This window comes from Bifidobacterium sp. AGR2158 (assembly GCF_000424225.1).
In the GTDB taxonomy this organism is placed as follows: domain Bacteria; phylum Actinomycetota; class Actinomycetes; order Actinomycetales; family Bifidobacteriaceae; genus Bifidobacterium; species Bifidobacterium anseris.
On sequence record NZ_AUJM01000012.1, the window covers coordinates 413,832 to 427,978 of the forward strand.

12 protein-coding genes are annotated in these 14,147 nt (G+C 64.9%); 2 read left to right on the plus strand and 10 right to left on the minus strand.

Annotated features, from left to right (window positions below; genetic code table 11):
* Positions 1-167 precede the first annotated feature (167 nt).
* From G606_RS0104465 to G606_RS0104510, 10 genes are all read right to left on the minus strand, one after another.
* Complete coding sequence (locus G606_RS0104465; protein WP_081664030.1) at positions 168-1,457, minus strand: metallophosphoesterase family protein; 1,290 nt, start codon at positions 1,455-1,457, stop codon at positions 168-170.
* Between the two features lie 8 nt (positions 1,458-1,465).
* A complete protein-coding gene (locus G606_RS09920) occupies positions 1,466-2,599 on the minus strand; it encodes an ABC transporter ATP-binding protein (protein WP_081664018.1) in 1,134 nt (377 codons plus the stop codon).
* A 2-nt stretch (positions 2,600-2,601) separates the two neighbouring features.
* Positions 2,602-3,552, minus strand: coding sequence for an ABC transporter permease (locus tag G606_RS09925; protein WP_051198533.1), 951 nt, complete (start codon positions 3,550-3,552; stop codon positions 2,602-2,604).
* Entirely contained in the window at positions 3,540-4,445 is a 906-nt protein-coding gene (locus G606_RS0104480; protein WP_081664020.1) for an ABC transporter permease, read from the minus strand. The genes G606_RS09925 and G606_RS0104480 overlap by 13 nt, the downstream gene beginning before the upstream one ends.
* Positions 4,442-5,584: an ABC transporter substrate-binding protein gene (locus G606_RS0104485; protein ID WP_231371409.1), complete on the minus strand. Its 1,143-nt coding sequence runs from the start codon at positions 5,582-5,584 to the stop codon at positions 4,442-4,444. Before G606_RS0104485 ends, G606_RS0104480 begins: the two co-directional genes overlap by 4 nt.
* A 505-nt stretch (positions 5,585-6,089) precedes the next feature.
* Positions 6,090-6,704 carry an HAD family hydrolase gene (locus G606_RS0104490; protein ID WP_026644942.1) on the minus strand — a complete coding sequence of 205 codons (615 nt, stop codon included), beginning with the start codon at positions 6,702-6,704 and terminating at the stop codon, positions 6,090-6,092.
* Between the two features lie 161 nt (positions 6,705-6,865).
* Entirely contained in the window at positions 6,866-7,615 is a 750-nt protein-coding gene (locus tag G606_RS0104495) for a GntR family transcriptional regulator (RefSeq protein ID WP_026644943.1), read from the minus strand.
* Positions 7,609-8,973, minus strand: coding sequence for an aspartate aminotransferase family protein (locus G606_RS0104500; RefSeq protein ID WP_026644944.1), 1,365 nt, complete (start codon positions 8,971-8,973; stop codon positions 7,609-7,611). Before G606_RS0104500 ends, G606_RS0104495 begins: the two co-directional genes overlap by 7 nt.
* A gap of 268 nt (positions 8,974-9,241) precedes the next feature.
* Positions 9,242-10,732 carry an amino acid permease gene (locus G606_RS0104505; RefSeq protein WP_026644945.1) on the minus strand — a complete coding sequence of 497 codons (1,491 nt, stop codon included), beginning with the start codon at positions 10,730-10,732 and terminating at the stop codon, positions 9,242-9,244.
* A 125-nt stretch (positions 10,733-10,857) separates the two neighbouring features.
* The gene (locus tag G606_RS0104510; RefSeq protein ID WP_034523605.1) at positions 10,858-11,937 is read right to left on the minus strand and encodes a phosphotransferase enzyme family protein; all 1,080 of its coding nucleotides are present in this window, start codon (positions 11,935-11,937) and stop codon (positions 10,858-10,860) included.
* Positions 11,938-12,169: 232 nt separating this feature from the next.
* Between G606_RS0104510 and rsmG the strand changes: the two genes are divergently transcribed.
* Both rsmG and G606_RS0104520 read left to right on the plus strand, forming a co-directional pair.
* Complete coding sequence (gene rsmG, locus G606_RS0104515; RefSeq protein WP_034523606.1) at positions 12,170-12,943, plus strand: 16S rRNA (guanine(527)-N(7))-methyltransferase RsmG; 774 nt, start codon at positions 12,170-12,172, stop codon at positions 12,941-12,943.
* Positions 12,944-13,202: 259 nt separating this feature from the next.
* On the plus strand, positions 13,203-14,147 hold the full coding sequence (locus G606_RS0104520) for a ParA family protein (RefSeq protein ID WP_034523608.1): 945 nt from the start codon (positions 13,203-13,205) through the stop codon (positions 14,145-14,147).

A 14,147-nucleotide genomic window follows, 5' to 3' on the forward strand; every position in this document is an offset into this window, starting at 1 on the left:
TTCGCCGTGTCGTACAGACAGCGTACGCGGCGAATCAGCGCACATGTCAGTGCACACATGATGAGGGACGCGCGAACGATGCGGTTCGCGCGTCCCTCATGCGTTTTGCGATGTGCCGATGATTTGCGTGTGCTGACGATTTGTGTGCCGGCGGCAGTCGTCCGCGGTCACCGTCGCGACAGAGCGGCGACGGCGACGCCCGCGCCGCAGAGCGCCGCCAACGCGACGCGTATCTTCGGCTTGCGCAGCAGGTCGCCGATGCAACCCCAGTCGCACAGCGTCCGGTCGCCGAATGCGCGGTACCAACGGCGGCGCGGCGCACGGCCCAACAGATCGCCGTACGTGAGCAGTCGCGTGTCGTAGGCGGCCGGATCGTCCTCGTGGAATTCGAAGAGGCGCAGCGCATGGTCGCCGCCGCGCGGACCGTAGGATGTGAAGCCGCATGTGGGCGTATAGCCGATGTCGAGGCCGTCATGGCGGGTGACGAACGCATTGGTGTGGTCATGCCCGCAGAACAATGCGAAATAGCCGCCGGCGCGACGGATTGCGGACACCTCGCCGCTGTTGTGCTCGCTGCAGCACGGATGCTCGCGCAGGACGGAGCCGGGGCGGCTGTGCGCGGCGTCGAGGATATAGCAGGCGTCCGCATGCCTGCGATAGCCGCGGATCGCGTTCGCGGTGAAACGGCCCACCGGCAGCAGGCAGTCGTAGATCTCGGGCGGCGGAATGTGCTGGAACACGACCGACGGTGCTCCGAGCGACCCCGCCGCCTCGCCCAGCCATGCCACGGCCTTGTCCGATGGCGAGCCGTAGCCGCATTCGGGGGCGAAATCACCGGAATTGACCATCATGATGCCCATCGCCGGCCTTGTGTCATCGGAAGAATCGACGGCGAGGGCGAAGGTGCCCGGCTCCGGGGAATCGGCGGGATTAAGACAACCGGGGAACATGCGGTAGAGCTCGTCCTGTCTCGTCAGTGGCACGCCGCACTGGAAGTCGTGGTTGCCATAGGTGACGGCGAAGGGGACGCCGTGCGCGACGATCGGCCCCAGAAATCCCGACAGGCAGCGCCGCACGGCCACTTCAAGAGTCTGCGGTGTGACGGCATCGTCCGCAGATCGCCGGCTGATGCGGTTGATGGCGCGGACGACGGCCGCCTCGACGCGCATGCCCGGCGGCAACGGTGCGCCGGGAGCGTCGCCGCGCCGATGCATGTAGGTGGCGGCGAAGGTCGGGTCGTAGCCGCGGATCTGATCGCCGGTGAGCACGACGAGATCCGGGTCGGCCCGCTCAATCGCCGCCTCGATCAACGCGATCGCATGGCGATCCACGTCGGGGCCGTCCTGCACGTCCGCCAGCTGGAGCACGCGGAAGGTGCCGTCGGGACGGAAACGCAGATGGGCGTCGCGCGTTGCGGTCCCGTGATCGTCCACGCGGCCGCCGCGGCGTGAAGACATGGCCGCGGTCATGGGCGCGCGACCTCGTCGAGCGGGGTGGCGGCGACCGGGACCGGGCGGATCTCCAACGAGACATGGTCGCCGGGAAGGAAACGCATCGAGGAATCATGCTGGCTCACAAGCGGCGGCATCGTCGGCGCATCGTCGTGCGTTTCGACCTGCGTACGGCCGAAGGCGCCGAGGAACATGCTCGAACGCACGACGTAGCGGCCTTCGTCACGCCGATGCAACAGCACATGTTCGGGGCGTACGAACGCGGTGACCCGCGTGCCCGCGGGCAGCGGCCTGAGCGGCGGCACAGCGTGGCCGAGCACGTCGATCATGCCGTTGGGCAGCACATGCGTCTCCAGACGGTTCGATTGGCCGATGAAATCGGCGACGAACGGCGTCGCCGGCTTCGCATACAGCTCCTGCGGCGTGCCGATCTGCTCGAGACGGCCGTCCTTCATGACGGCTACGCGGTCGGCGATCGCGAGCGCCTCCTCCTGATCGTGCGTCACGAAGATCGCCGTGATGCCGAGCTCATGTTGGATCGAGCGGATCTCGTTGCGCAGCTGCACGCGGATCTTCGCGTCCAGAGCGCTCAGCGGCTCGTCGAGCAGCAGCACGCTTGGATTGACGATGAGTGCACGGGCGAGCGCGACGCGCTGCTGTTGGCCGCCCGACAGCTCGTTGGGGTAGCGTGAGGCGAAATCGGCGAGTCCCACCTGTTCGAGCATGCAACGCGCGCTGCCGAGGCGTTCGCGCCTGTCCACTTTCGCGATTTTGAGGCCGAACGCCACGTTCTGCAGCACCGTCATGTTCGGAAACAGCGAATAGTGCTGGAACACCATGCCCATGTTGCGTTTGCGAGGAGGCGTTCCGACGACCGACGTCCCGTCGACGAGGATGTCGCCGCGCGTGATTGTCTCGAAGCCGGCGAGGCAGCGCAGCGCCGTCGATTTTCCGCAGCCGGAGGGGCCGAGCAGGCAGATGAGTTCGCCCGGGCCGATTCGCAGATCGAAGTCGCGCAGCACCTCCTTCGCGCCGTAGGATTTCGAGACGCCGTCGAAGCACACGGTGCGCCCGAGGCCGTGCGCGTCGGCGACGTCGTCGCGGGAATGCCGGGCGGCGGTGTACGTGTCGCGATTTGTCTTATGCATGGTCAGTCCTTCCTTCGGGGTTTGCGATCGCCGCTCGTCATCGCGAACAGTGCGAACAGTGTGCACAGCAGCACGATTAACGTGACGATGACGGAACGGTAGACGTCGGTCTTCGAAATCGAGATGAGCGCCGTCTGCAGTGTTACGCGGTTGAGCAGCGAGGCTATCGTGAACTCGCCGAACGCGATCGCGGTGGTGATGAGCATCGACGCGACGATCGAACGGCGTAGACACGGCAACAGCACATCGATGAGTGTGCGCGGCCAGCCTGCCCCGAGTGATTCCGCCGCTTGGGAGAGCGTGCGGCAGTCGAGGCCGCGTAGGTCAGACGAGATCGTCGTATGCACGAACGGCAATGCGAGCACGCCGTAGGCGAGCGCGAGCGTCCACGTGTTCGTGCCGACAACGTCGCTGAGCACGGCGAGCACCGGGGCGAGTCCGACGACGAGGATGATCGCCGGAATCGCGATGGGCAGCAGCATCAGCATGTCCATCGCGCGGTCCAGCCGCGGGAAACGGACGGCGATGAGCACGAAGGAGGGGATGACGACAATCAGTTCGATGGCGAGCGTCACGGCGACGAGCATCAGCGAATTGAGCACGCCGTCAAGCAGTGTCGTAGAGGAGAAGTCGTGCGCATCGAACAACGTGAGCCAATGCTCGAGCGTAAATCCGCCGGTGGGGGAGCGGAACGTGAAGTACAGCATGCCGACGATCGGCAGCAGCAGGAAGAGCGCGAAAGCGGACAGGACGACCGTCTTCACGGCGCGGCCCGGACGGTCGTAGCGCCGCCATGCCGTGGCGGTCGCTGTATCTGCTTGGCGCGTTCGGTCGACGCCGCGGGCGGACGCGGCTGTGCTGCTGACGTCAGTGCCGCCGATGTCCGCGCGACTGCCGGCGTCCGTTTCGATGTCGGTCGCGTCGATCGCGATGGATGGGGTCAACGAAGCCATGACGAGGCCTTTCTGTCGATGACGGCGTAGAGGCAGACGACGAGCGTCATGATGGCCAGCATGCCGACGGCGAGCGCCCCCGAAGCGCCTTGTGATCCCAGTCCGGTTTCGCTGATCAATGCGGCACGCACCTGCAGCGGCGCGATCTGGGAGCCTTGGCTGATCAACGCGGCCGCCGTCGCATAGGCGGAGAACGCGTTGGCGAACAGCAGCAGGAAGCCGCTCATGAACGACGGCAGCAGCATCGGAATGCCCACATGCCGCCAGAAGCAGCCGGCGCTCGCGCCGAGTATCGCGACGGCTTCGGAAAGATGCCGCGGCAGCCGTGCCATCGCCGGGTAGAACGTGACGATCATCAACGGCATCTGGAAGAAGACGTAGGGCAGCACGAGGCCGATCGGCGTGTACAGCCATACGCCGTGCTCGTAGATGTCGAGATGCATCGTGTCGCGCAGGAACAGCGTGACCATGCCCTGATTGCCGAGCGTGGCGATGAAGGCGAAGGCCAGCATCACGCCGCCGAACTGGGAGAGCGTGCTCGCGGCGGCGTCCGCCAGACGGCGCACGGCGCCACTCTCCTTGCAGCCGAGCAGCGCGTAGCAGACGAGTGCGCCCAGGATCGCGCCGATCGCCGCGGTCAGCGCCGACAGCCACAGCGAATTGACGAAGGCGGCGGCCACGCCGGGGCGGCGGAAGATGGCGAAGTTCGCGATTGTCCATTCGCCGGAGGCGCCACGGAAGGCACTTGACACCACGAGGGCCGTCGGCAGCGCGAACATGGCCAGCACGTAGATTGCGAACGGCGCGAGCCCCATCGCGTTCGAGGCGCGGCGCATCGCCGTCGTCCCCCGTCGCGCATCGGCCGCGCCTGATGCAGCGGTTGCGCGGCTCATGATGCGGCGACGCCCGACCAACGTTCGGCAAGCAGCGTGTTCGCCTGCTCGGTCTGCTCCTGCGTCGCGAGGTGGATGTCCTCGGGCAGGCCGCCGGCCTGCTTGAGGGCCGCGTCGTCGATCGTGCCGTCGTCGGTCATCGCCTTGGCCATCACCGGCAGCGCGCCGGCCTTGAGGAACAGGTTCTGCGCGTCGGGCGTGTAGAGGAACTCCTCCCACAGGCGTGCGGCCGCCGGATGCGGCGCGTCCTTGTTGATCGCCTGGCTGTAATAGGAGCCGTAGGCGTTTTCGGGCAGCACGATCGTCTTGTAGTTGGGGTTCTGCTTGGCCGCGGCCACGTTGAGGTAGTTCCAGTCGATCACGACCGGCGTCTCACCCGAGGCGATCGTGGCGCTCGTCGCGTCGACCGGCAGGAAGTTGCCGTGCTGCTTGAGCTTCGCGAAGAAATCGATGCCCGGTGCGAAATCGTCGAGCGAGCCGCCCTCCTGCAGCGTCGCCCACGCCACCGCGGCGAAGGCGGCGCCGGCCTGCGTCGGATCGCCGTTGATGGCGACCTTGCCCGTGTAGTCCTTGCTGAGCAGATCGTTGAGGCTCTTGGGTTCCGGCGCCTTCGACGAGTCGTAGCCGATCGAGACGACGCCGGTGTAATCGTTGACGTAGAGGCCATCGGGCTGCTTGTTCTTCTGCGGGATCTTGTCCCACGCGCTCACCTTGTACGGGGCGAAGTAGTCGGTGCTCGACAACGCGACCGCCTGTCCCAGATCGAAGACGTCCGGCGCGTTCGCCTGTCCCTTGAGGTCCTGCGCCGCCTTGATCTCCTCGGCGCTCGAGGCTTCGGGGTTCGTCGAGTTCACCTGGATGCCGTACTTCGACTGGAATGTCTTGATGACCTCGCCCCAGTTGACCCAATCGTCGGGGCATGCGATGATCGTGAGCTGCCCCTCCTCCTTCGCCGCCTTGACGAGTCCGTCCATGCCGCCGAAATCGGCGACGCTCGTCGCCGTGCGCGATTTGTCATCGACCTTGCCCGACGAGGATCCGCAGGCGGCCGCCGTGGCCGCCAATGCCAGCGCGCACAGGACGGCCGTGGCGCGGCGCAGCGTCGACATGATGAAGCGAGATGTGCTATCGGTATTCATGCTATTCTTTTTCTCTCTATAGGAAAACAGATACTATGATTAAAAGGCATTATTGCGTATTGATAGCAATATTGTTTTTTTAACCTTTGGTTTAAGACTAGCATGTGCCGTTTGCCGTGTGGTGGGGTGCGGAAGCACGGTCGGGACGCTCGGAATTTTTCCGTCCTTTTGCTAGATTCAGACGGCCGTGTGATGTCGACAATACTTGGAAATACTACGTTTGCGGCAGGCGATGCCGCCGTCCCGACGACTGTTGGTTCGTATGCGCGTCGTCTGCGGTTCACCGATGATTCATGCGTGGTTCGCGGTGTATTCACCGTCGGTTGGTACACGGTTCAGCCGATGTTCGTCGGATGTTCATCCAAGTCAGTTGTGCGGCACTGCGTCGGACAAGGAGCGGAGGTCGGCGGCCGGAGCCGTGGATAGCCTGAAATACAACGGGGCGCGCACGAACCGTGTGGCTCGTGCGCGCCCCGTGATTCGTTTATGACGCTCGGCTCGACGCTCAGTGCGCGTCGCGCACGGCCTGCAGCGCCTGATCGGCGTTGAGGAACTGCACGCCGCGCATGCCGACCTCGGTCGCGGCGCGCGCATTCTCGAACTTGTCATCGAAGAACATCGCCTGCTCGGGCTTGAGTCCGAAGCGTTCGATCGCGATCTCGTAGATATGCGGATCGGGCTTCGCACAGCGTTCCTCGGAGGAGACGATCGTGTCGCCGAGCAGATGCATCGCCGGGAACTCGGCGTGCGCGAGCGTGACGAAGGGCGTGCTGAAGTTCGTCAGCCCCCACAGGCGGTAGCCGTCGTCGTGCAGATCATGCAGCAGCTGCGGCATTCCCGGCATCATGCCGGCGAAGGCGCGCCGGTAGTTCGCGAAGTACAGGCGCATCGCCTCGTTGAGCTCGTCGTCGTGCGGATGGTGGCGGCGGAAGTCGGACAGCACACGTTCCTCGCTCCAGCCCAGATCGCTCATCAGATCGTAATACCAGAAGCCGTAGGGGTCGGCACGATCGAGCACCCGGCGGATGACCGGCGTCGGCACGAGCCCCTCCATCGTCAGTTCGGGACGCCAGTCCAGCAGCACTCCGCAGTAATCGAATACGACGTCGGTAATCGGCATGATTCCTCGCTTCCCGCGCTCTACGCGTCCATGGTCTTCGCGGGCACAGCGTGGCCGCACATGCCCGGGCGTCTGCGACATCCACCATCCTAGCGTCGCGGCCGCGTTGCGCCCGCCGCTTCGCACGCGCAGCGGAAACGGCGGGCGCAACGCCGGCGTCGTCACTGCGCGCGCGTCGCGGAGAGCCGCACGAAGCCCGAATGATGCATCGTGAAGCGCATGCGGTCGGCGAGATACGTGTCGATCGCGCGCTCGCACGGCACGCTGTGCGCGTCTGCGGCGATGCGGTGGATGCACAGCAGCGGCGCGCCCTCCGCGGTGCCGAGGAGGTTCGCCTGCTCGCTGTCCGCGGCGGTCACGTCGAGCGTCTCGTCGACGAACTTCGGGTGGATGCCGTAGACGTCCTCGAAATGTCCGTAGAAGGACGTCGTCAGATCGAGGTCGAGGAAGCGCGCGAAGCGATACGCCGGCAGATGCGTCTCTTCAAGGGAGAGTGGCGTGCCGTTGAGCATGCGCAGACGGATGATCCTGTAGATCATCGAACGGTCCTCGGGCAGCCACAGCAGCCGGCGATCCGCCGCCGACCCGGGCGTGAGCGTTGCGCTGAGCACGGTCGACGTGAGCCGCCACCCCTGCCGCCGGGCGATCTGCGTGAGTGATTCCACCGTGTTCAGCGAACGCTCGAGTTTGCCGTCGGAGACGACGATGCCGCCGCTGCGGCCGATTCTGCGCACGATTTCGTGGGTCTGCTCGAGCTGTTCGAGCGCAAGCCTGAGCAGCGTGCGCGAGATGCCGAACGATTCCGCGAGCGCGCGCTCCGAGCCGAGTTTCTCGCCCGGCCGCAGCTCGCGCGCGCGGATGACGGCGCGTATCCTGCGCGCGACGTCGTCGGCGGTGGGATGGGTCAGCATCCGAGTTCCTCGAGCGTGGCGGTGAACGCGCTGATGAACATGTCGACGTCGTCCTCGGTGAAGACGAGCGGCGGCCGCAGCTTGAGGATGTTGCCGAAGCGTCCGCAGACGGAGGTGAGCACATGGTGGTCGCGCAGCGTCTCGAGGATGTCGAGCGCGGTCGGCTGGTCGGGGTCCTTCGTGCCCGGTTTCACAATCTCGCAGCCGATGTAGAGGCCGGCGCCGCGCACGTCGCCGATGCACGGATGCTCGGCCATCAGATCGGTCACCGCCTGCTTGAAGATCGCGCCGACGCGCTTCGCGTTGCCCATCGTGTCATCGTCGCGCATGACGTCGAGCGTGGCCTGTGCGGCGGCCATGCACACCGGGTTGCCGCCGAAGGTGTTGAAATACGGGATCGTGCCGGCGAAAGGTTCGAGCACTTCGTGACGCGCGGCCATCAACGATGTGGGCAGGCCGTTCGCCATCGGCTTGCCGCTCGTGACGATGTCCGGCACGATGCCCTGGCGTTCGAAGCCCCAGAACGCGTCGCCGGTGCGCGTGAAGCCGGGCTGCACCTCATCGGCGATCCATACGCCGCCGAGCTCGTGCACGGTGTCGATGACGGGCTTGAGATAGCCGACCGGATCGGGGTAGACGCCGTCGGAGGAGAAGATCGAATCGGCGAGCAGCGCGGCGAAGCGGATGCCGTGCCGTTCCATGTCCGCGACGGCCTTGCGCACCTCGCCGGCCATCCATCCGCCGAATTTCTCGGCCGTGCATTCGCTGGCCGGCTTGCCGTCGATGACGAGGCGGTAGGTGTCAGGCGTGGGGATCATGCGCATCGTCAGACCGAGTTCCTGCGCGGTGCCGAGCGCGGGGGAGAGCTTCGACGTGAGTGCCGAGTTGCCGTGGTACGCCTCGGCCGTCACGATGACGCCTTCGCCGCCGGTGTAGGCCTGCGCGACGCGCACGGCCAGGTCGTTCGCTTCCGAGCCGGTGCACTGGAACATGATCCGGTCGATTTCCTCGGGCATCGTCGAGAGGATATCCTCCGCGTAGTTGAGGATGTTCTCGTGCAGGTAGCGCGTATGGGTGTTGAGTGCGCTCGCTTGGCGGCTCATCGCGTCGACGACGCGCGGGTTCGCATGGCCGACCGACGCCACGTTGTTGTAGACGTCGAGATATTCGACGCCGTCCGCGTCCCACAGGCGCGCGCCCTGACCGCGCACGAGGTGCACGGGATTGCGGTAGAACAGGCGGTAGGCCGGGCCGAGCACGTTGCGTTCCTCGGTGAGCCTGCGCGTCTGCGGGTCGAGTGCCGCCGCCATCTCCGGGCGGAAGCTGTTCGTGTCCATGATGGTCGATCGTGTGGCCATGGGTGCTCCTTGACGTCTGCTGGTTGCTGATCGCTGTTGATGGCGAGCGTATCGCGGCAATGTAGCGGCGTCGGATACGTTCTGGAAATGAACCATTATGGCGCGAAGAGCCGTAAATGGTTGTGCGGAGCTGTGAAATGGTTGTGCACAGCGGCGAAATGATTGCGCACAGCGGCGGCGGATGACAAAGCGGGCGCCCGCCGCGACTGCGACGGGCGCCCGATATGCGCGCAATCAATCGAAATCAGCGATGATCAATCAACGATGATCAGTCGTGCGTCTTGTATGCGGCGGTGCCGCCGGAGGCCGCGAACTCCTCCTCGGGGGAGAGCACGAGGTGTTTGCGCCCGTAGGCGGCGAAGAACACGGTGGCGGCCAGATAGATGCCCACCATCACGTAGACGGCGAGTCGGTAGTCCGGGTTGAGCAGGACGGCCACGAAGATCGCGAACGACAGCAGGCCGGCGATGACGGCGCCCGGAACGCCGAAGCGGGAGACGAAGGGCCGCTTGATGTTCGGCATGTGCCTGCGCAGCAGCACATACGAGACCATCTGCAGCAGGTAGGCGAGCACGGCGCCCCAGACGGCGATGTTCAGCACGACCGAACCCGCGCCCTCGCCGCCGTAGGCGATGATGAACAGCGCCGCGAAGCCGATGACGGCGCCGACGACGAGACCCCAGTACGGCGTCTTCTTCTTGCCGGTCAGCGACAGGAACGCCGGATAGTAGCCGGCGCGGCTCAGCGAGTACAGGTTGCGGCCGTACGCGAAGGTGATGCCCTGCACCGAGGCGAGCAGGCCGATGAGCGCGAAGGCGGACAGGATGGCGGCGAGGTTGCCAGGCAGAATCGCACGGAATCCGTCAAGCAGCGGCTCGTCCGAACCGCCGAGCGCGGCAGCGCCCATCACCGACGGATTCAGGAAAACGACGATGATCGCGGACAGGCCGAGCGTCAGGATGCACAGGCGGGACGCCTTCGGGATGTTGCGCTCCGGGTCGCGCACCTCCTCGGCCGCGAGCGGCAGCTGTTCGATGCCGAGGAACAGCCACATCGCGAACGGCATCGCGAAGAAGATCGCGCCGACGCCGAAGGGCAGGAAGCTCGAATGGCCGGCGGTCGGCGTGATGTTGAACAGCGAGGCGAAATCGACCTTGCCGCTCAACAGCGCGCCGACGCCGAAGAACGCGACAATCGCGAGCGCGGCGATCGACACGACTTGCGCGAAGCGGAACGAGGTCTCGGCGCCCACCCAGTTGAGCGCGACGAAGATCGCGTAGATGGCGAGCCACCACACCCATTGGTAGCCGGCGTCGGTCAGCGAGAAGCCGGAGATGTCCATCAGGATCGAATCGGCGTAAGCGGACGAGAAGTAGACGATCGTGGCCGCCGTCATCACGTATTCGACGGTCTCGGCGAGGCCGGTGAAGAAGCCGCCCCACGGGCCCATCGCGGCACGGGCGAAGGAGTACGCGCCGCCGGTATGCGGCATCGCGCTCGCCATCTCGCTGATCGAGTTGAGCATGAGCACGTACATGACGTAGACGACGCCGGCGGCGATGAGGAAGCCGCCCCATCCGGCCTGCGCGATGCCGCCGTTCCAGCCGGAGAAGTCGCCGGAGACGACGGCGCTCACGCCGATCGCCCACAGTCCGAACGCGCCCGCCGTGCGTTTGAGCTGACGTTTCTTGAAGTAGTCCTTATCCGTGGCGACGTAGGTCACCGATCCGAGTCCTGATCCCGATACCGTACTGGACATGGTGTGCTCCTTTTGTGCTTCAGGTGTGCATCTGTTCGTTTCTTTGTTCTTTGTTGGTGAGGTTGGTTGATTGATGATTGGGGGAGAAGAGAATTGGTTGATGAGGGCGACCGCCCGCGTATCCGCTACCGCAGCAGCCAGCGCGAGTCCTGCAGATAGCGTTCGGCGCACATGACGCTGCCGGGCGCCTGCTCGCGCGCGAGGCCGCCGGGCAGCGCGTCCTCGCGGTGGTTGGTCGTCCATCCGAGCATCTGCAGACGGCGGATCATCGACAGCGCGGACATGATCTCGAGTTCGTCGGGTGTGAATCGGCCAGCGACCGATTCGTAGCCGCGCATCCACGCCTTCGCGAGATCGGGGGCGTACTCCTTGTGTTCGATGAAGCTCAGCGAGGCCGCGTAATCGTAGAGATACCAGCTGTAGCCGGCGTCGTCGAAGTCGATGACAGTGAGCGTGCCGTCGTCGCCGCGGATGATGTTGCTCGGGCGCAGATCGGCGTGGATGAGGCCCCACGACTGCGCGTCGCGCGGCGCGTGCGCCATGACCTTGAGCGCCTTGTCGAGCGCGGCGTCGCACAGGCGGCGCTGCAGCGCATTGAGGTTGGCGGTCTCCCAGCGGCCCCAGCGCGGTGCGGTGCCGACCATGTCCGAAAGATCCCACGTGAAGCGCTTGAATCCGTAGGGCTGCTTCCATGCGCGCGACTGCGCGTGGAACTTCGCCGCCCACGAGCCGATTGTCTCGTAGTACGCGCTCGGATCGTCGAGATCCTCGAGCACGGTGCCCTCGACGAACTTCGTCGAGACGACCATCCAACTCACGTCGTTGAGGTCGCGGATCTTCGTGACGAACATGCCGCGCACGGTCGGCACCGGGTTGATCAGATTCACGCCATCGATCTCGTGCAGCGCGTTGAGCCACGCGATCTCCGAGGCGACGGCTTCCGGCCCGCCGACGTATCCCGGCTGGGAGACGCGCACGACGCCTTCGGGCCGGCCGTCGATGATGAGCACGAAGGTCGCGTTCTCAGAGACGGTGATGAGATCGAGCCGCGCGCGCTCCGTTTCGATGCCCCACGCGCCGCACACGCCGCGGAACAGCCAGTACGGCGCCGGCGAGCCCTTCGTGAGCGAGCTGAATGCGTTGAGCGAGACGGAGGCGACGGGGTCGTCGAGCAGCGGTTCCGTCTCGATGTCCTGTTCCTGCATGGCCACAGCTCCTTTCCAGTCCTGAATGTTGTCTTCGATTGTGCGCGCCTGCGGGTTTCCGCGCGCCCATCTGCGGTTACGGCCCAGTAAATAAACCCTTCCGATTAATTAATGGTGCGTTACGTGCATATGCGATTCGTGCCATATATGTTTCACGTGGTGATAAAAGTTTCACGTGAAGATGAACTGAGACGGGGATGTTGCACGTGAAAACGGTATAGGATGGTGCGTTATGAGTGACGAGATCCATACCGACGAACAACTCGCCGATTCCCCGGTGCTTGAGGCGACCTTCGGTGATGCGCTGGGCGCGATGAAGGTGTTTCACGGGAAACTCGCGCAGGAAGGTGAACCGAGGGGGCTCATCGGGCCGCGCGACGTGGACATCCTGTGGGAGCGGCATCTGCTCAATTCCGCGGCGATCGTGCCGTTCATCCGCGAGGCGACGGAAGGCAAGCGCTTCCGCACCGTCGCTGACATCGGCAGCGGTGGCGGTTTTCCGGGCCTCGTGGCCGCCGCGATGCTGCCTGATTGCGCGTTCACGCTCATCGAGCCGATGGAGCGTCGCTGCGAGTGGCTCGCCGAATGCGTCGAGGCGATGGGGTTGTCCAATGTAATCGTCGTGCGGGGGCGCGCCGAGGAGGCGATTGCCGCGCTTGACGAACGTCAGCCGGAGGCGAAGCGTCACGTCAAGGCCTCCGTCGTCGTCCCCGAGGGGGTGCGCGACGCGATTCGGCATCCCTTCGCGGCTGTGACTTGCCGCGCCGTCGCGCCGTTGATGAAACTCGCCGGCTGGACGCTGCCGCTCGTCGAACCGGGGGGTGAGCTCATCGCGCTCAAGGGGCGCTCCGCGCAGACTGAGATCGACAAGGCGCGCAAGGTGATCGCCCAATACGGCGGTGTGCGCCCGCGCGTCGTGACGGCACCGGTCGCCGACGGCCTCGAGGATACGCGGGTCGTCATCATCAACAAGAAGGCGACCAGCAAAAAGGCGGCGAGGCGGTAGGTTATCCACATCGACTGTTGATTGGAAAAAGTTATCCACAATCTCGATGTGGATAACTTGATGGCCGCTGACAGCTTGTAAATCAACGATTTTCACAGTGGCAGGGCGTGGGGAAAACGGAAGTTATCCACAATCATCCACCGGTTATCCACATTGGGAATCGGGCGGACGCCCTGTCCAGACGGCTACACAGACTTGAAGACACTGCGACTCAACTAGGAGGACAGTCCTCGTGACAGATCAAGGGAACATCCCCGGCATGGAAAGCACAACGGAAACGCTCGCGCGCATCTTCAAAGGCAGCGATTCCGGCGTCGGCTCGCAGATCGCCGACGAATCTACGCGCTACGAACGCATCAACGCCGCGGAATTCAAACGTCCGGCACGTACACGCCGCATCGCCGTCGCCAATCAGAAGGGCGGCGTCGGCAAGACGAGCACGGCCGTCAACGTGGCCGCTGCATTCGCGCAGACGGGCATGAACGTGCTCGTCGTCGACATGGATCCGCAGGGCAACGCATCGACGGCGCTCGGCGCGAAGCACAACTCCGGCGACCCGTCGGTCTACGACGTCATCGAGGGCCGCGCGACGATCGCCGACGTCATGCAGGTCTGCCCCGATTACAAGACGCTGCACGTCGTGCCCGCGTCGATCGACTTGAGCGGCGCCGACCTCGAACTCGCCGACATGCCCGACCGCAACAACCTGATGCGGCACGCGCTCGACGAATTCCTCGCCAACAGCGACGTGCACTACGACTACGTGTTCGTCGACTGCCCGCCGAGCCTCGGCCTGCTCGTCATCAACGCGATGTGCGCGGTCTCCGAGATGCTGATCCCGATCCAGGCCGAATACTACGCGCTCGAAGGCCTCGGACAGCTCATCAACACGATCGGCCTCGTCCAGTCGAACTTCAACCCTGAACTGCTCGTCTCGACGATGCTCGTGACGATGTTCGACCGTCGCACGCTGCTCAGCCGCGAGGTGTACGAGGAAGTCAAGACGCACTACCCGAGCATCGTGCTCGACACGACGATTCCGCGCACCGTCAAGATCTCGGAGGCGCCGAGCTTCGCGCAGACCGTCGTCAGCTACGATCCGCGCGGCATGGGCGCGATTGCCTACCGCGAGGCCGCGCTCGAAATCAACAACCGGTCGGCCGTCGTACTGGAGACCATCGCATCGAGAAGAAACGAGGAGTGA